The organism is Pedobacter sp. R20-19, assembly GCF_000708265.2.
Classification (GTDB): Bacteria; Bacteroidota; Bacteroidia; order Sphingobacteriales; family Sphingobacteriaceae; genus Pedobacter.
In genome coordinates this window covers 97,129-116,240 of record NZ_JCKI01000001.1, presented here as the reverse complement: position 1 = coordinate 116,240, position 19,112 = coordinate 97,129, and the positions used below count along the sequence as shown (strand labels likewise).

Sequence of the window (19,112 nt, the reverse complement as noted above, 5' to 3'; positions counted from 1 at the left end):
TAAATATTGAATAAACATATTATTTTTGTGAAAAAACACCATGACATTTAAGCGCCTCAGGTATACGCTCCTTATTGTTTTATGCTCGCTAATCATCAACTCATCTTTTGCGCAATCTAATTATTTTAAATGGTCTGCCGGTTTTGGCGCCGGACCTAATTTTTCTAAAACAGATGTGGAAAAAGGCAGTTGGGGCCATACAGCGTATGGAGAGGTTAATCATTACCTTACTCCTTTTGTATCCTTGGGTGTTGAAGCACAGTATGGTTTAGTACAGGGTGGAAATATTAGAACCGATCAACACAACAGGCAATTTGTAAATGAATATTCTAGCATCAGCCTAAATTTTAAAATGGCTCTTGGTGAATTAATTGATTTCGAAAGCAGCAGATTTCTAGATAATATTAAGGGGACGTATGTAGGGATTGGTGTTGGCGTAATTAGAAATAATATTACTGATATTGTTCGTTATAAGCCCTTATGGGCCTCATATGATCCAGGGTTTGGCCCCTTTCCAGGAGAAAATAAAACCAATAACCTTTGGGTACCGCTAAATTTGGGCTATAATTATTATTTATACGATCGTTACGGTTATATGCGCTATGCCATCAATCTTAACCTTCAGAGCAATTTCACTTTTGGTGAGGGCTTAGATGGATACGACGATCCGTCAACTAAGTTTAAAAATTACTCGCCCGATACCTATAATGCTTACACTATCGGAGTCAAATACTTTTTCGGAAACACCAGAGCTTATCATAAAACTTTGTAGATTCGGGTTTTATATATCTATAAGTTTTTATGAGATTTTTTTTTGTGTTTTGCCTGATGCTCTTGTCTTCATCTAATATGGCGCAAAAAACGCCTTTTGAGCAAAGCAAAAAAACACAAACGGCCACTTATCCTGAAGTCATTGCTTATTATAAGTTATTGGCAAAACAGTACCCACAGGCAAAACTTCTTAGCTATGGTAACACTGATTTTGGTCAGCCGTTACAGTTGTTGGTTTTATCAAAGGATCAGGTTTTTGATCCGGCAGCCATCAAAAAAAGAAAGAAAACTGTTTTGCTCATTAACAATGGCATTCATCCGGGTGAGCCTGAAGGAATAGATGCCTCCATGATGCTAAGCAGAGATTTACTGAAAGGGAACAAGCTCCCAAAAGATGTGGTTATTTGTATCATTCCACTCTATAATATCGATGGCAGTTTTAACAGAACCTCAACCTCCAGAGCCAACCAAAATGGTCCGTTGGCTTATGGTTTTCGTGGCAATGCGAGGAATCTGGATTTAAACCGTGATTTTATTAAAACAGATTCCAAAAATTCTGCTGCGTTTCAATTGATTTTTAATACCTGGAAGCCAGAAATTTTTGTAGATACCCACACCAGTAATGGTGCCGATTATCAATATGTGATGACCTTGATTCCGACGCAGAAAGATAAGCTAAATAGCATTTTGTCGGGATATTTAACCAGCACTTTGGTGCCAGGTTTGTATGAAGCCATGGCAAAACATGGTTATCCGATGATTCCTTATGTAAATTCAATTGGCGAAACGCCTGAAAGTGGAATTACCGGATTTATAGAATCTCCAAGATATTCTACTGGGTATGCAACACTGCATAATGTGATCGGCTTTATGCCAGAAACACACATGTTAAAAGCTTATGATTTGCGTGTTGATGCCACCTATAAATTACTACAAAGTTATATAGATATTATTCAGCGTGATGCAAAACTGATTCTGGAAAATAAACAAAGGGCGGATGAGTTTGTTGCCAGGCAGACTGAATTTCCTTTAACCTGGCAGTTGAACAAAAACGAGGTTAATAATATTACTTTTAAAGGTTTTGAAGCCGGGCAAAAACCAAGTGCGGTAAGCGGCATTAACCGATTATTTTACGATAGAAATAAACCATATACCAAAACCATTCAGGAATGGAATAAGTTTGAGCCTGCTATTGCTGTGCAAAAACCATTAGCCTACATTATACCTAAAGCCTGGGATAAAGTGATTGCGCTTTTGAAGCTTAATGAGGTGAAAATGCGGGAACTGAAAAGTGATACTCAAATTGAAGTGGAAAGTTATTATATTGAAGATATGAAAACGGGTTCGAAGCCTTATGAAGGACATTATCTACACACTGGAGTGAAACTTAGTGTGAAGAAACAAAAGCTTCAATACTATGCTGGTGATGTCATCATATATGTAAACCAAAAGAATAACCGGTACATTGTAGAAACACTTGAGCCACAAGCGACAGATTCTTTCTTTAATTGGAACTTTTTTGATTCCATTCTGGATATGAAAGAACATTATTCAGCTTATGTTTTTGAAGATACAGCCGAAGGGATTTTAAAAAGTAATCCTTCGTTAAGGGCTCAATTGAAGGAAAAGAAATCTTTAGATACTACTTTTTCAAAAAACGCTGCGGCTCAGCTTGATTTTGTCTATAAAAATTCTGATTATTACGAGAAAACACATAATCGGTATCCGGTTGCCAGGTTAATGACAACTGTGAAACTCAATTTAAAATAATCCAAATGGAATACTTAAACGTGGCTCCGGTAGCCTCTATCATTTTTGTTTTTACACTGGTTACCAGCCTTTATGCTTTTTATGATCAAAGCCTATATGGCAAGTTTATGTTGCATCCATATAGCGTTTCAAAAGGGCATAAGGTTTTCACTTTAATTACAAGTGGCTTAATCCATGCAGATTGGATGCACCTGTTCTTCAATATGTTTACCTTTTATGCCTTTGCTTTTACCCTTGAACAAATGATGGGCAGCTGGCAGTTTGGCTTACTTTATTTTTTAGGTTTAGTGTTGAGTGATTTACCTACCGTTTTTAAACATAAGGATGATTTTCATTACAATAGCTTAGGTGCATCAGGCGCTATTAGTGCTGTACTTTTCAGTTATATCTTATTTAATCCGATGTCTAAAATCTACATCATGTTTATCCCAATTGGAATACCTGCGGTGATTTTCGGCGGCTTGTATCTGGTTTATTGCATGTATGCCTCTAAAAATTCAAGGGATAACATTAATCATGATGCGCACTTTTTTGGGGCCTTAACCGGATTAATTTTTACCGTAATTTTTGTACCCAACATTATTCAGCATTTTATAGCTGCCTTATCCGGCGGTAGGTAAACAAGGGTTTTTGAAAAAGCTCATGGGATTATTGGGATCTTTAATAATTTCGAATTGCACATAACCCCATGGTTTCCAGAAGTTTTCCAATACCTGGGCATAAACCTTATGTTGCCAAACATCAAACAAAGGTTTGCTCATGTTTCCACGAAGTGGCATGGCTTCAAAGTATGTGGTGCCTTCAACTGGCATAATTGTATATTCCGGTAAGCGGTTAAACAGGTAAGCTGAATAATAAAACCGGGCAGTTAATTCCTCAAATTGTTCGGCTGTTAAAGCCTTCCCGCTTATCTCATTAATAATCTCCTGATGAAACCTTTTGTTCGTGCCATTATCCTGCAGACAGGCTATAATGCCAAAATCTTTTAGTTTTAAGGAGAAAGTAAGGGTATTTATTTCATCGCGGAAGCTAAATGGCGTTTCCTCATTTTCAAGTTTTACCACTGTGATTGACCATGGAGCAAAATCTTCAAATTCAATGCTGGTGTACAAATTTTGTAACATGAAATTCAGGTTGGCAAATTTCATCATCAGCGATTGAGACATATTTAAGCCATCTGCCGTCATTTCCTTCCGCAGGGCCGAATGCATTTCGATGTACACAAAGCCATATAAAAACTTACCAATCCAGTTGAATATTTCCAGTTCGGTTAAGGTGGTCACGCCGGCATACCCCTTTGCGAAAGCATCTTCTATTTTATTTTCGAGTGGGTTTAAAAATTGCTCATTCACTTCACTGTTTACCGGAATTACAAGTGTATTGTATGACCGGATGCTTTCATCTAAAAATTGAATTTGCTCCTCTCCAGTTAAGCCTGCCTGTGCCAGCAACCATTTTGTAATAAGTGGCACCTGAATAACAGGCGAATTAAAAGTATTGCCACTTAAGAAACATTTCTTGTATAAAAAATCGAAATTTTGAAAGGGATTGTATAAGCCAGTATTCATCACTGCAATATTAGCCATTATATTTTTAGGGCTTATGGAAGATGTTTTATTTTAACGTTTGAATTACGAAATGAAACGATTTCCCTGGTTGTTGAGCCTCCAACCAAGGGTTTGAAAAAATCCTGAATCAAGTTCAGGAGGAGGTACGCGAAATTACCGATGTGATTCACTGTCATGCTGAGGTGCGAAGCATCTACTTGCTATGGAAAGCTGATCAGTGAATACAAATAGCCTAATAATTATTATAAAAATAGGTGATATTCTCCACCAGTTGGTTGTAAATCGGTTTGGTAAACTCTAAAAATAAGGTTGCGGGTGGTGGTGGAAGAATCTCTTTTCTTCTGGTCATAGCCAATTGGTTTTTATTCAGTGCACGATCATCGCCCTGGTAACTTGCCCAACTGTCTCTCCATACAAAAGTGCCTGGAAATTTTTGCTGTTTAATAATTTTCCGGCTCTGCCAATCTGTAATGGTCATATCCAATAAGCCTGAAGAAGAAATATTTTTTTCGAAAATACTTAAGGTCGCTGTCACTGTTCCGTACACGGGTTTTTTATCTCTTGTTTCTCCTACCAAAATACTATCACGTTTAAGTTTTTCTACCCTTTCCTTTACATAAGTTTGGGCAACAACAAAATCATCGAAATTTAAGCTTAATACCTGATCTGGAACTATCTTATCGGTCGTTGCCTGATCTTCACTATAAAAAATCACAAATTTATTTCTGGAGTAATTGCTCACGAACTGGTCAATTTGTTGCTGAAAATAATCTCCGCTAAGCTTGTATGGCCCCCTGCTAATGATAATTGGTTGAACTACCACACGGGTAACTGCAGCCCAGAAAGCATCATCCATTTTGGTTTTAACATCTTTATAATTTGGTTGAAGGTTTTGTACCTTTTCAAATTCATAATAAGCTTTCTTAGCCGAAAGGCGATTGTTTTCATTCAGGTAAGCTGTGCCGGAGTTGTAGCGGGCTACCGCAGCATTGTAACGACTATCGGCTAATTCTTTAATGTATTTTATGGGATTAGGAACAATAACCAAACACGCCGGACAGGTATTAATATCATCAGCCAGTTGATTAATTTTCTGATAATCGTACATAATTGATTCCCATCTAAATAAATCATTTGACATTTTAGCTTCATTAATTTTTCGAAGGTGATCCTGGAATGCAAGCTCATAAGCTGTTTTTAACACCTGCATGGCTTCTGCATTTTTAGGCGAATTTTGTAATCTGCCTACAGCTTTTGCAACTGAAGCATCATAATCGCCTTTCTGCAATGCATTTTTTCCTGTGGTACATCCGCTTAAAATTATGAGGGATAAATAAATAAAATACCGTAATCTTGGAAGGTTTTTCATAAACAGCGCATTTAGTAGTTATTGGATGAATATAGCTAAATGTTTTATTCATCATGCGATTAGATTTTATCAAATTTCTAATCTCTTTATTAAGAAGACGATTGATCATGAAGATTAGTTACAAACCATTTGAATTAGAGTTGAAACACCCTTTCTCTATCTCTAAATTTACACGCACCAGTACACCATTAATGATGCTGAAAATTAATTATGGTGAGGTTTTTGGATATGGCGAAGCCTCAATGGTGCCCTATATGGGCGAAAGTTATGAAACGGCACAAGCCTTTTTAAAACAAGTTGATTTAAGCCAGTTTAAACATCCTTTTAATTTTGAAGAAATTATTGCCTATCTGGATGGTATAGCACCAGGCCAGCCTGCCATTAAAGCAGCTATTGATATTGCTTTAAATGATATTAATGGTAAGATTTTAAATAAACCTTGTTACGAAATCTACGGTGCAGATCCCTTAAAAATGCCGGTAACATCTTACACTATTGGGATTGACACTCCAGAAGTCATTCGTGAAAAGTTGAAGGATGCTGAGCAGTTTAAAGTCATTAAAGTAAAGTTGGGACGGGATAATGACCGGGAAATTATTCAAACCATTAGGAGCATAACCAATGTTCCGCTTTACGTTGATGCTAACCAGGGTTGGACGGATCGCATTAAAGCCATAGACCTGATTTATTGGCTTCATCAACAAGGGGTGGTTTTAATTGAGCAGCCTATGGATAAAAATGATCCTGATGGAAATGCATGGTTAACAGCACGAAGCCCTATTCCACTACTGGCAGATGAAGCCGTACAACGTTTAGCCGATATGGATAAACTGAAAGGTGCTTATCATGGTATTAATGTAAAGCTGATGAAAAGTTGTGGAATGTATGAAGGCCATCAAATGATTTTGAAAGCACGTAACTTTGGTATGAAAGTGTTAATTGGCTGCATGAGTGAAACCAGCTGCGCCACACTTGCTGCCGCTGCGCTTGCACCACTTTGTAACTGGGCAGATTTAGATGGCCCCTGGTTAACCAAAAACAATCCATTTACAGATCCAAAGTTTGAAAACGGAAAGTATACTTTAACGCAATTGCCAGGTTTAGGTTTGCAAGGGATTACTTCGGATCTTTTTCTTTAAAAGATTTTCGGATATCTTTAGTTAGCTGATATTTAAAATAAAATAAACAACAAACCACACCCACTAAAAATCCGGCAGGGAGGTATTTGGCATTGTTGTAACACCATACTAAACCAAAAATGGAAAGAATAATGGCCAGGTTATAAAATATATTTAGTGCGAATTTTTTACCCACAATTTAATGGTTGAATGAGGAAATGATTGAATATTGGAGCGATTGATTGAGAGAATGATTGTAGAATACTCGTCATTGCGAAGCTAGGTATGAGCGAGCTGAAGCAATCTAATTTTTCAAGTGAGATTGCTGCGTACCTCGCAATGACGATATATTTTTAATATACAGGCATATTCGGATCAAAAGCCTCTTGCCAGGCCAAAATCCCACCTTTTAAGTTGTAAAGATTTTCATATCCGTATTGTGCTTCTAACTGCATAACTGCGGCTGCACTTCTTTTTCCGCTACGGCATTGAATAATTACCGGTTTATCTTTTGAAACCTTATCAGCCTCAATTAAAATTCCGCCCAACGGAATGTTTTCTCCATCCAGGTTGGAAACTTCATATTCGAATGTTTCACGAACATCGATTAATTGAAAATCTTCTTTATTGTCAATTTTCGCTTTTAGTTCTTGTACCGATATTTCTTTCATTTTGATTTTTGTGTTTATGCAAATATAGGAAATTCAATTTTACGGATAACATCAAAAAAATGCCATATAATCTTATGTTTTGCTGTAACAACTTTAGCCCTTAGGCGTTTAACTATAAAATAAAATGGACAAGCTTAATCATTTCTTCTGGTTTTGTTCTGGCGCACATATTCCAACCCTGGAAAAGTATCCATCAGAGCAAAATAAATATACAGGCATTGGTGCCACCATCTTTTTTACAGGATTATTTGCAGCATTATCTGGTGGATACGCCATGTATTTCGTTTTTAAGGGTGATGATTTGGCTGTTATTTTTGCAATTGTTTTTGGGTTTTTGTGGGGTGCGGCTATCTTTAACATGGATAGGTACATCGTATCCAGTATTAATAAAAGTGCCAGCACCAGTAAACAGCTCTTACAGGCAACCCCACGTATTTTATTGGCAATTATGATCGGGATGGTGATATCCAGGCCAATTGAGCTTAAGATTTTTGACAAGGAAATTAAGGAACGTTTAAAGGTAAGTTACCTGAACGGGCAACGATCTAAAATAGATACCTTAAATAAAGCTTTTGAAAACAAATATCAGGTAGAATTTGGCCGTTTAAATAAGCAAAAGGCCACACGTGATTCTTTGGAGAAAGGAATTAAGGCCGATCGGCAGAAGTTAAACTTCGAAATTTTTGGCAATAAAACGGCAGAAACCTCTGGCGTAATGGGCTATGGGCCTTATGCCAAACGGAAAGAAGCTGAAATTAAACAACGTGAGGTAGAGCTGGATTCGCTAAAAGCAAGCATTAATAAATCAGAATCTTTTGTAGATAAACGCAAGGAATTTGATGGCTTGTTTACCGAAAAACTATACACCAAAAAACAACTGGATAGTTTGGCAGATCTTGCCGGCTTTGCTGATCGGAACTGGGCTCTTGGTCAGTTAAAGTTTAATGTGGATGGTTCGAGTGATAGCAATACGGCTACGGCTGTGACTTTTATTGGCTTGCTCTTTATTTTCTTCGAATGTTTGCCTGTATTTGTTAAGCTGATGAGTGCTCGCGGACCTTATGATTATGCCACATCTGACGGAGATGAAGTATCTATTTATCAATCTAAAAAGGATAAAGATTTCCATTTGGAAGTGGCCGATAACATTCATGAAACATGGGTAGATTCAGAATCAGCCAAGCGAAAGGAAATTATTAAAGGGAAAGCGTATCGGGATTTAGAAAAACACGATTGGGATCAGGATTAACCGATAGCTTAATGAGTTAAATCTATTATTTATCAATTATTTTACACCTTAGCTGCTGCATTCTTAGTAATTTAAGCCCATCAAACCTTTTTTATGAAAAAATTTTTAGGCACAACTATATTTAGTGTGCTTTCGCTTTGCGTTTTAGCTCAAAATGAAATTAGTTATACCGTTTCGTTTTCAAATGCGATTCATCACGAAGCTGAAATCTCCATGAACATTCCTAATGTTCCAGCCGGAAATCTAACGGTGAGAATGAGCCGCTCATCTCCTGGGCGATACGCCACACATGAGTTTGGTAAAAACGTATATAATCTAAAAGCTTTTGATGCAAATGGTAAAGTTTTGAACATTAAACAATCTGCGGGTGATGTTTATGAAATTCCAGCTCATGGTAATGGTGTAAAAGTAACTTATACCCTATTTGGAAACTGGATTGATGGCACTTATGCTGGTTTCGATGAAACGCATGCCCATATGAACATTCCGGCAACTTTTGCTTTTCCAGTGGGAATGGATGATCGTCCGAGATTAGTAAAGTTCGATTATGCGGGCAAACAGCAATGGAAAGTAGCCACTCAGCTTAAACCTTTGGCTAACAATACTTATTTTGCGCCTAATTTCCAGTATTTCATGGATAGCCCAATAGAAATTGCAGATTATAAAACAGCAAAATGGGAGGTCAAAAATAAGGATGGAAAAGTACAGACTATTCATTTGATTACTCACTCCAATGATACGCAGGCTACTATTGATCACTATGCAGAAATGCTGAAGAAAATGGTGGAAGAGCATTTTGCCGTTTGGGGTGAATTTCCAACCTATGATTTTGGCAATTATTACTTTCTTGATGATGTATACCCGGATAATGCCGGTGATGGAATGGAGCATAGAAACTCTACTTCTATTGTTCAGCGTACACCAAAAATAGAAGGCTATGAAGCGAATTTATTGGGTACTTTTTCCCATGAATATTTTCACAGCTGGAATGTAGAGCGCCTTCGTCCGAAAACGCTGGAGCCTTTCAATTTTGAACATTCAAATATCAGTGGCGAACTTTGGCTGGCAGAAGGATTTACACAATATTACGGCGGTTTACTACTCACCAGATCTGGATTAAAAACAGTTGATAATGCTGTTCAGGCTTTTAATGGAATGGTGAATGCCGTTTTAAATACTCCGGGTGCTAAAAATTTCTCTCCGGTACAAGCTAGCCGATATGCTGTATTTGCCGATGCGGGAGTCGCGATTGATCAAACCAATGCGGCCAATACTTTTCTTTCTTACTACACTTATGGTGCAGCAACGGCCTTAGCACTTGATCTTCGTTTACGTGCTGAATTTAAACTCACACTTGATGATTACATGCGTGCACTCTGGAAAGCTTATGGAAAACCTGAAATCGCTTATACTATCCCTGATTTAGAAAAAACTTTAGCTGAACTGACTAAAAATCAAGTATTCGCAAAAGATTTTTTTAGTAAGTATGTTTACGGAACAGATAAAAACGATTATGCAAAGCTTTTGCTAAATGCAGGTTTCGTGCTGCGTAAAGCCAACCCGGGCAAGGCATATGCTGGCTTTGGTCGGTTAAATGCCGTAAATGGTAAAGTGGTTTTGCCACAAACACTCATCGGCTCACCGGCTTATCTGGCGGGCTTAGATGTTGGGGATATCATTTTAACCATGGACGGAAAAACGATAACAGATATTTCAGAAATTGATGCTATTACTGCTACACACCAACCTGGAGATACCATTTCAATCACTTATCTTTATCGTGGAGAACAAAAAACAACCCAATTAACTTTTGCAGAAAATCCGGCTTTGGAAATAATAGCGATAGAAAAAAACGGAGGAACATTAACTCCGGCCATGCAGCAGTTTAGGGATCATTGGTTAAACACACAGGTAAAATCTAAATAACATCAAAATTTATAGTCTATGAAGAAAATATTCTTTTTAACGCTTGCTGGCATGGCCAGTTTACAGCTCAGTGCACAGAACATCGATAAAATCATCACTCGTGAATATACCGATCATCTAATTAAAACTCTAAGCAGCGATGAAATGCAGGGGCGTGCAACCTTTACCCCTGGGATTGATAAGGCTGCTACTTTCATTGAGTCTGAATTTAAAAAAATCGGTCTGCAGCCCTTAACAGGTGAAAAAACATTCCGCCAAACTTTTAACAAATACCAGGTTGCTAACCAAAGTACCAGTGTTAAAATAGACGGACAAGAAATTGCGCTAGAAAACATAATGGTTACCGGCGTTACCACAGAAAGTGTTACGCTTGATAAATCCAACACCACTATTGTTAAATTAGATCCTGAAAAGCCTTTTGTAGCGCAGTTCAGAACCATGCTGAATACTAATAAAAACCAGATCGTTTTAGTCGACAATAAGTTTGCCGATCTTTTTAACCGTTATAAAGATCATTTCAGCAAACCAACTACTGTTGATGAAAAAGATGTAAATGCAACCAACAGCGCTGTACAGGTTTTCATTTTAGGTAAAGATGCCGCAACAGATTTTTCGGCCACTTTTAAAAGCAAGGTAACTCAAATGCCATTGTTTAATGTGGCGGGAATGATTCCTGGTAAATCAAAATCGAAAGAACTGGTGGTTTTTTCTGGTCATTATGATCATTTGGGTGTGATGAAAAGTGTAGAGGGTGATAGCATTGCAAATGGTGCAGATGATGATGCTTCTGGTACAACCGCCATGATTGCGCTCGCTAAATATTATAAAGCACAGAAAAACAATGAGCGTACCTTGATCTTTGTAGCCTTTACTGCTGAAGAAATCGGTGGTTTTGGTGCCAGATACTTTTCTGAGAAATTAAATCCTGATGATGTGGTAGCCATGTTTAATATTGAAATGATTGGCAAGGATTCTAAGTTTGGAAAAAATACTGCTTTTATTACCGGTTATGATAAATCAGATTTTGGAAAAATATTGCAGAAAAATTTAGCAGGTACCGAATTTACTTTCCATCCAGATCCATATATTAAAGAGAACTTATTTTACAGAAGTGATAATGCTACTTTAGCAGCTTTGGGTGTGCCGGCACATACTATTAGTACCGATCAGATTGATGTAGATAAATTCTATCATACGGTAAAAGATGAATACAGCACATTGGATGTTGAGAATATTTTATCAACAATTAAGGCGATTGCCAAAAGTGCAACTTCTATTGTAAATGGTACAGATACACCAACCCGAATACCAAAATTAAAGTAATATACTGATTGGTGAATCCTCACCAAAGGTTAGATGCAGATAAGCCGCAGCTATGCAGATTTTATCCAAAAAAAATTGGTGTAATTTGTAATGCTGCGGCTTTTTTATGAAAAGTCTGGATGATTAAAATTGGTATTCCATTACATAATCATCCATATAAAAGCCTTCGCCGATATCTAGTTTCATCGATTCTTTGATGGTGAAGCCACCCTTCAAATAAAAATCTTTTGCTTTATTATACTTGTTTACATTCAGTTGTAAAGCTGATGCACCTGCGTTTTTAACCTGATTAAAAACCTCATTAATCAGAAGCTTGCCTACGCCTTTTCCATGGGCTGATGGTAGCACATAAAGCTTATGAAGTTTGTAGATCTTTTCTTCAGGATTAATGATAGAATAGCCTGCAAATCCATATTGGTTCTGGTTGTCTTCCGCGATCAGGAAAATATGCCCTTCAAGAAATTGCTTTAACAATTCTCCTTTATTGTACATTTTTTCCAGCATGTAATCAATTTGCGCTTGGCCAATAATGTCTAAATAGGTGGATGGCCATGTTGCTGCGGCAATATCACGAATGATCTCAATATCTTGTTCTTTGGCTTTTCTTAATGTAATCATATTGGTTCACTGATAAAAATGGGTTGTCCGGAAAAAGTAAATTCTACGAAGCCATCTTTAACTACAACAAAAATTTCTTCTTCAGTCTGCATTAGGTTGGTTACTTCAAGGTATCGGTTTCCATGAATTAAAAACTCACTTCCAGCAGGCTTCCAAACTGAAAAACCAGATTTAATAGGGTAGTGCTTTGCTTTTTCTGTAAAAATAACGAGGTTAATCTGATCTTCAAAACCGGCAAATTTTTCCAGATCAAATTTACGGGCAATGACATTTACTGCAGGATATTTTTCTTCATACAGGTAATTGATGGCAACCATTAAGGCATCAACAGGGCCCTGAATAATCTTGGTATCTTCCTGGACATTTTCGGCGGTTCCGTTTACCAGCACATCAACCTTTAAACCAAGCGAAAAAATTTTATCATAATTTTCGCCATTTACCAAAAGTGTTGGACTCCACTCTAAAAGCTGACCTAAAAGTTCTTCGTTGAAATTGCCAAGCTCATCAATATATAAAGCTGGCTCTTGTTTTTCTTTTACAATGTGGTGTGATGACATATTGCGAAGATAAGCTAATTTAAGATTTTAGAATGACGATTTTCAATTTTTTGGGTTTGCCCAATTTCTTTAAAATATCGTTATCGATTGTAAGGGAATTCATTTATCCAATGGAATCCTCTATTAGTTAAGGTAATATTTTTTACGTTGTATTTCTTTAGCGTAACGGACAAAGAATCTTGATTCTTCAATCCCTTAAAAACTAAAGTGCTATCATTTGTAAAAGCGTATTTAAACTTATATTGAGTGGATTCAGTGTTTTTAGAATTAATTTCTATTTGCTTTTTTTTTACATCTACAGTGGTATTGAAATACACTTTGTTATCATCCATTGTTCTAATACTAATGTAGTCTTTCCAGTCAACAACCACTTGTTTCCACCTGTTTTGATCAGCATGGTGAGGCAGAATTTCTTTGCCATTAAGAATATACCTTTCTACATTAAAAATACCATATAATGGTGGCTTTGGAGCCAATGATCCATAAGTATATTGCTGAGTAAATGCATTGGTAATCATTAACCCAATCGTCCAAACGATAAACAAATATTTAAATGACCTAAAAGCAATGAGCTGCCATCTTTTTTTAAATACAGGAATTTGTAATGGAGACAATTGCTGAGGTTGGTAGGTTAAGAAAAAACGCAAAATGGTAGTTAAGTAAGGTGCTAGAATAAATAAGCACATTACAACCAAAGCTGTAGACAATATTTTAACGGGCACATCGAAAAAGTAGTTTATGGCCATTACATGAACGCTCGCCGCTAGCGATAAAAATGCTCCAATAATCATTGTCCTTTTAAAGAGAAGCAGCAAGGATAGTATTTCAATTACGCCCATAAATATGTTATAGCCTTTAGAAAAACCAAGGAATGTCCAGGCTAAACCCATTGGTGACATAGTGCCTAGTGGTTGTAATAACCTTGATAAACTTGGTTGAGGAAATTGCAGTTGAACAACCTTAATAAAACCATAAAGCATTAATGTAAAGGCCAAATAAAATCGAACCAAAACAATAAGCCAGTAATATAATTTACTGTAGTCTTTTCGTTTTCTATCTAAAATTGACCAAATTAAACTACAGAAAACAGCCAATAGAAAAATAAAAAACAGTAGGACATAATTGTATGATGTATCGCCACTCCCATTTGTAAATATAGAAAAGTCGTAATTATAGTTTAAAACATTTGCAGAAAACCAAGGGATAATTTGATGCAACCATAAAGTTGGAAAATGGAAAAGATGCTGTACGTATAAAAAGGCGCCATTATTATTCAGAAAAATGAATAAGGCCAAAAGGATGAAAAAAAAGCGAAAGGAAATCTTTTTAGCTAAACTCCATGAGGGCAAATAAGAGGTTGAGTGCATGTTTTTAGATTTGGATGAATCCAAATTTAACATTTACATCGCCAATAAAAAGTTAGTAATGGTTAAGTTCCGTTAAATTTCACCGCATCATAAAAATCCTGATAAGCTTCAATGAAATCATCTGCAGAATGGATCGCTTCAGAAATGGCAACACCATAAATTCCGGCTTGCATTAAGGCTTCTACATCATAAATTTTGATCCCTCCAACAGCCAAAATAGGTATATTAATATTTAGAGATTCAAGCTGTGGCATAAGTGAAGCGTATCCTTCAATGCCCAAAAGTGCAAACTCATTGGGTTTGGTATTGGTTGTTGCAAAAGGACCAAGTCCAATATAATCTGCGCCTTCCTTCGCCAATCTGATCATATTTTCAATTGTATGTGCTGAACCTCCTAAAGTAATATCATTTCCAACCAATTTACGCAATGCTACAAAATCAGCATCCATATCTTCGATGTGAAATCCTTGAATATCCGCTTTGCCATTTAAATGAATATGGCTGGTTACGATTAAGGTTGTTCCCCAATCATCACAAATTTCAGCAATGGTATGAATGTCATTCAGGAGTGCTTCATCGGATTTACTTAAGCAGCGATATTGAATCCATTTTGCCCCAGCTTCGCAAGCCAATTGAACCTGTTCAATATGCGTTAATTGCGGGATATCATGGGTGATGTATTGCAGCTTCTCGATGTATTTCATAATAATGCGATTCAGATCAGGTGAATATAAACCCGAAGGTATAAATATATCAGATTAACCAAATAAGGAATGTTATATCAATGCAAAATTTACCATATAAGGACTGTAAGTGCATTCAAGGTAATAGCTCTTTTATCAAGCAGTTGTTTCTATAAGCATTTCATAAACGCATCAAAACAAATGTATCATATGAGGAATGTAAGGGAATTTAAGATGAGGAGTTCAATCTTATATTTTCTTACATTCCTTCTAGTAAAGAATTAAAAATATGATAATGAACTAAAACTTTACATTTAAATTCAGCAAAAAGTTAGTCCCAGCCTGTGGGTAATAAAAATTTTCTGTAATCCGGCTTCCTCCTGAAAGATAACCATAAGTATAGCCGTTACTTTCATATTTCTTATCTAAAAGGTTATTCACCAGTAAACCCAGATTTATATTTTTTACACCAGCAAATTTGAAATTGTATCCTAAACGTGCATTACTCACCCAATAGCCATTAATGGTTCTATCATTGTTTTGTGTATTATCCAGGTACTGTTTGCTTACATATTTACTTTGCAAAGCAAGGGCTAAGCCTTTTAATGGCTTATAAACAAATTCACCAAATAGCACAGCTGCAGGTGAGAAAGAAATATCAGTTAAGGAATATTGATTAACTACTTGTCCACCATTGTCATAATCATCATAATATTCTGTAAAATTCTTGATTTTGTTTCGGCTAAAAGCTGCATTTGCATTCAGTGCGAAAAATTTATTGATGGTGTATGATCCATCCAACTCTATCCCTAAACGATAACTATCATCAACATTCTGGCGAAAATTTCCACCAACATCGTTAATTTTTCCAGTTACTACCAGTTGGTTTTTATAAAACATACCATATGCATTCGCACCAAAATTAAAGCGGTTATTTTTGAAACGATAACCTAATTCTACATCATTTAATCGTTCTGACTTTGGAAAAACACCAGCCGCTGCATCTACATAGTCATCACGGTTTGGCTCTTTATTGGCTACACTAAATGAAGCATAAATATTGCTTTTAGGGTTAATAAAATAAGTTGCACCGAATTTAGGATTGAAGAAATTTAACTGATCATTGATCGCTAAGGTGTTCAATTTATTTTCTGTTCCGGAGATATCATAATAAACACGGCGATATTGCAAATCAGCAAATAAACTTAATTGTTCAATCGGGCTATAATTTACCTTTCCGTAAACGTTAAAGTCGGTTTTAAAGCCCTCATTATCATAATAATGCCTGTCGATATTTCCGTTAGATGAATATTGCGCCCATATAACCTGACCAAAGTGTGCACCTTGATATTCGTTATATGCGCCACCAAGTGTAAAGTTTAAGTTCTTTTGTGGTACATAGTTGAAAGCATAAGTTACCCCATAAAAATCATTATCAAGCCATCGGCGACGGATTAAATCTGTATTGGTAATGATTGTTTGACCAATGATAACCGGATTTAAACCATAATCACTCAGTTTATTATCAGCCCTGAATTCTTCATAATAACCTTCTCCCTGGGTATAATGCAGGGCACCATTAAATGAAAATTGATCAGAAAACTGTCTTGCGTAAAGTAACTGATAATGGTTTTGTTTGTAATTATCAGTTTGGTTATTGTACAAGAAGCTATTGTAAGTTCTGCCAGCATTTAGCAAGTTTGCCGCATCTTCAGCATTTAAACCGTTTCGCTCTATATAAGCCTGCATCCCGGCAACATCATTATTTAATCTTGATTCTGGGATACCATTCCATGACTGATATGTTTTCTCTGTGCCGGCGAAAACATTTATTCTCAATAAATCCTTATTGCCATGATAGGCACCAGACATGAAGTACGATTTCAATAGAGATGCGCCTCTGTCAACATATCCATCAGAACTAATTCTTGAAAGTCGGCCATCAAAACTAAAGCGGTTATTGATTAATCCTGTTCCAACTTTAACTGTATTTTTCCAGGTATTAAAACTTCCGTAGGTATTATTAATCTCTGCATATGGCTCCAATTCGCTAGCTGTAGTTTGAATATTTAAACTGGCACCAAAAGCACCGGCACCATTTGTAGAGGTACCTACACCACGCTGAATCTGAATATTATCTACAGAAGAAGCAAAGTCTGGCATGTTAACATAAAATGTACCCTGACTTTCACTGTCATTAACCGGGATACCGTTAACTGTAACATTGATCCGGCTATTGTCGCTTCCACGAATCCTGATTCCTGTATAACCAACACCTGCACCAGCATCCGAATTAACCACTACTCCTGGTGTGTTTTGCAGAATAAAAGGTAAATCCTGTCCGAAGTTATTTTCCTCAATCTCTGCTTTAGACACATTTTTATAAGTAGTAGCCGATTTTTCATTTGCCCTGGTAGCCCGAACGATTACCTCATCTGCAAGGAAGTTTTGCTGTACTAAACTGAAGTTTAAAGCTGTATTACCAGAAAGCGTGACAGGCTTTTCCTGAGTTTTGTAACCTACATAGCTCACCACCAGGGTATAATTTCCATTGGATAGATTACCTAGTGTGAAATTTCCATTGGCATCGCTAAGTACTGCAGTTTTGCGGTTTTTAATTTTAATGGTTGCACCAGGCAAAGCATTTTGATTGTTGTCTGTTACTTGCCCGGTAACAGAATTTTGTGCTGATGCCAAAAAAGGTAGCATTGCAACAAGCGCTGTAAAAAGTAAATTTTTCAATATTTTGTTTTTAGTTAAACCCATCGGAAATAGGGGTACTTCCAATTTCAGTTAAACTTCCATAACTCCAATCCCTACGCCGGCATTATCCGGATCAGGTGCATTTAAGGTTAAGGGCTTAGAGGTTTAGGGCTTAAGGTCTATGCAACACGCAGAATCCTTTACCATTCACCTTTTCCTTTCACCATAAAATGGGTATGATCTCAGCCCGTTTTTGTGTTTATAACAAACAAGGCACCCCCAATGATGGCGCAAATGTATAAAAATATGTTAATGATTATTTAATAATGCATAAAATAACATCGTAAAAATTAATCACACTTGTTATTTTTTGTCAGCTAAATTTCAAACTGAAAGCTATAATTTAAATCTAACATTTACATGGCATAAATTTTTTATGCCATTTTTAGTTTTGTACTTCAACTAATCTTCTGTGATCAATAAGTACGTTTCTCATTTGGGTATATTGCTGTTGGGTGTATTGTCTTTACTCCCTTTATCTTTTTTATATCTCCTGGCCGATGGTGTTTATTTATTGCTTTATCATATTATTGGTTATCGCAGAAAGGTTGTTCGCGAGAACCTGCAGAATGCCTTACCAGAAAGGACAGGATCGGAAATTATCAGCATTGAAAAGAAATATTATCGCTATTTGGCTTCGTTGATTTTTGAAGTGGTAAAAATGAGCCATATCTCCAGGTCAGAGATTGAGAAAAGGTTTGTTTTTAAAAATAAGGAACTTGCTTTAGCATATTTAAAGCGGGGTGAAAGCATTCTCATTTGTTCTGCACATTACGGAAATTGGGAATGGGGTACGCTAGGTATTGGTTTAAATTTCCCTTACGCACATCATCCTATTTATAAGCCTTTGAGTAATCCGGTTTTTGATCACTGGTTTAAAGGGGTAAGAAGTCGTTTCGGGAATAAGCTTGTTGCTATGAGACAAACTATGCGGGCTTTAGCGGCGGTTAAAGATAAGCCAAGTATGTTTAGTTTTGGAAACGACCAGGCACCATCCAGAGATGAATCGCATTACTGGACTACCTTTTTACACCAGCAGGCTTCCATTCAGCTGGGGATTGAAAAGATTGCTAAAAAAACAAACAGGCCAATATTTTACTTAAAGGTAAAGGTTTTAAAGCGAGGGTATTATGAGGTAGATTGTGTTCCTTTATGCTTAAATCCTGCTGAAACAAGTGAATTTGAAATTACAGAAATGCACACGCGTTTTTTAGAAGATATTATCCGCAAAGAACCAGCTTATTGGTTATGGAGCCATCGACGTTGGAAGTATAAGCCTGCAGCATAAACTGCAAATTCTTTAAGGTTGGAATACGGTAACAGAAGCTAATATTTTATATTTGTTGGCCTAATGGAATA

At 36.6% G+C, this 19,112-nt stretch carries 17 protein-coding genes; 8 read left to right on the top strand and 9 right to left on the bottom strand.

Annotated elements, in window-relative coordinates; genetic code table 11:
* Nucleotides 1-40 precede the first annotated feature (40 nt).
* Genes AN34_RS00530 through AN34_RS00520 form a run of 3 tightly spaced genes read left to right on the top strand, consistent with a single transcriptional unit; the run spans nt 41 to nt 3,161 of the window.
* A complete protein-coding gene (locus AN34_RS00530) occupies nt 41-772 on the top strand; it encodes a hypothetical protein (protein ID WP_029281187.1) in 732 nt (243 codons plus the stop codon).
* A gap of 29 nt (nt 773-801) precedes the next feature.
* Nucleotides 802-2,541, top strand: coding sequence for a M14 family metallopeptidase (locus AN34_RS00525; protein ID WP_029281185.1), 1,740 nt, complete (start codon nt 802-804; stop codon nt 2,539-2,541).
* Nucleotides 2,542-2,546: 5 nt separating this feature from the next.
* Complete coding sequence (locus AN34_RS00520) at nt 2,547-3,161, top strand: rhomboid family intramembrane serine protease (protein WP_029281183.1); 615 nt, start codon at nt 2,547-2,549, stop codon at nt 3,159-3,161.
* Here the strand turns inward: AN34_RS00520 and AN34_RS00515 are convergent.
* Nucleotides 3,144-4,127 carry a hypothetical protein gene (locus AN34_RS00515; RefSeq protein ID WP_029281181.1) on the bottom strand — a complete coding sequence of 328 codons (984 nt, stop codon included), beginning with the start codon at nt 4,125-4,127 and terminating at the stop codon, nt 3,144-3,146. The two genes, AN34_RS00520 and AN34_RS00515, sit on opposite strands and share 18 nt — an antisense overlap.
* Before the next feature lie 214 nt (nt 4,128-4,341).
* Nucleotides 4,342-5,478, bottom strand: coding sequence for a hypothetical protein (locus AN34_RS00510; RefSeq protein WP_029281179.1), 1,137 nt, complete (start codon nt 5,476-5,478; stop codon nt 4,342-4,344).
* Nucleotides 5,479-5,585: 107 nt separating this feature from the next.
* Here AN34_RS00510 and AN34_RS00505 point away from each other — a divergent pair, with 107 nt between their 5' ends.
* Nucleotides 5,586-6,617 carry a dipeptide epimerase gene (locus AN34_RS00505; RefSeq protein ID WP_036676292.1) on the top strand — a complete coding sequence of 344 codons (1,032 nt, stop codon included), beginning with the start codon at nt 5,586-5,588 and terminating at the stop codon, nt 6,615-6,617.
* Here the strand turns inward: AN34_RS00505 and AN34_RS00500 are convergent.
* Nucleotides 6,595-6,792, bottom strand: a complete 198-nt coding sequence (locus AN34_RS00500) for a DUF6358 family protein (protein WP_029281176.1) — start codon at nt 6,790-6,792, stop codon at nt 6,595-6,597. The two genes, AN34_RS00505 and AN34_RS00500, sit on opposite strands and share 23 nt — an antisense overlap.
* Before the next feature lie 157 nt (nt 6,793-6,949).
* Nucleotides 6,950-7,267 carry a rhodanese-like domain-containing protein gene (locus AN34_RS00495; RefSeq protein WP_029281175.1) on the bottom strand — a complete coding sequence of 106 codons (318 nt, stop codon included), beginning with the start codon at nt 7,265-7,267 and terminating at the stop codon, nt 6,950-6,952.
* Between the two features lie 124 nt (nt 7,268-7,391).
* Here AN34_RS00495 and AN34_RS00490 point away from each other — a divergent pair, with 124 nt between their 5' ends.
* The 3 genes from AN34_RS00490 to AN34_RS00480 all read left to right on the top strand — a co-directional run bounded on the left by AN34_RS00490 (nt 7,392) and on the right by AN34_RS00480 (nt 11,765).
* Nucleotides 7,392-8,516: a DUF4407 domain-containing protein gene (locus AN34_RS00490; RefSeq protein ID WP_029281174.1), complete on the top strand. Its 1,125-nt coding sequence runs from the start codon at nt 7,392-7,394 to the stop codon at nt 8,514-8,516.
* Between the two features lie 93 nt (nt 8,517-8,609).
* Nucleotides 8,610-10,442 (top strand): M61 family metallopeptidase, encoded by a 1,833-nt coding sequence (locus AN34_RS00485; protein WP_029281173.1) that lies wholly within the window; start codon nt 8,610-8,612, stop codon nt 10,440-10,442.
* An 18-nt stretch (nt 10,443-10,460) separates the two neighbouring features.
* Nucleotides 10,461-11,765, top strand: a complete 1,305-nt coding sequence (locus tag AN34_RS00480; RefSeq protein ID WP_029281171.1) for a M20/M25/M40 family metallo-hydrolase — start codon at nt 10,461-10,463, stop codon at nt 11,763-11,765.
* 123 nt (nt 11,766-11,888) lie between these two features.
* On the opposite strand, the gene AN34_RS00475 is transcribed toward AN34_RS00480, so the two are convergent.
* The 5 genes from AN34_RS00475 to AN34_RS00455 form a co-directional block, all read right to left on the bottom strand.
* Entirely contained in the window at nt 11,889-12,383 is a 495-nt protein-coding gene (locus tag AN34_RS00475; protein ID WP_029281169.1) for a GNAT family N-acetyltransferase, read from the bottom strand.
* Complete coding sequence (locus AN34_RS00470) at nt 12,380-12,940, bottom strand: hypothetical protein (protein WP_029281167.1); 561 nt, start codon at nt 12,938-12,940, stop codon at nt 12,380-12,382. Before AN34_RS00470 ends, AN34_RS00475 begins: the two co-directional genes overlap by 4 nt.
* An 80-nt stretch (nt 12,941-13,020) precedes the next feature.
* A complete protein-coding gene (locus AN34_RS21860) occupies nt 13,021-14,307 on the bottom strand; it encodes a hypothetical protein (RefSeq protein WP_231625462.1) in 1,287 nt (428 codons plus the stop codon).
* A 62-nt stretch (nt 14,308-14,369) separates the two neighbouring features.
* A complete protein-coding gene (locus tag AN34_RS00460; protein WP_082468281.1) occupies nt 14,370-15,011 on the bottom strand; it encodes a thiamine phosphate synthase in 642 nt (213 codons plus the stop codon).
* Between the two features lie 279 nt (nt 15,012-15,290).
* Nucleotides 15,291-17,732, bottom strand: a complete 2,442-nt coding sequence (locus AN34_RS00455) for a TonB-dependent receptor (protein ID WP_369818067.1) — start codon at nt 17,730-17,732, stop codon at nt 15,291-15,293.
* A 433-nt stretch (nt 17,733-18,165) separates the two neighbouring features.
* Between AN34_RS00455 and AN34_RS00450 the strand changes: the two genes are divergently transcribed.
* Nucleotides 18,166-19,041 (top strand): lysophospholipid acyltransferase family protein, encoded by an 876-nt coding sequence (locus AN34_RS00450; protein ID WP_029281158.1) that lies wholly within the window; start codon nt 18,166-18,168, stop codon nt 19,039-19,041.
* Nucleotides 19,042-19,112: the final 71 nt, after the last annotated feature.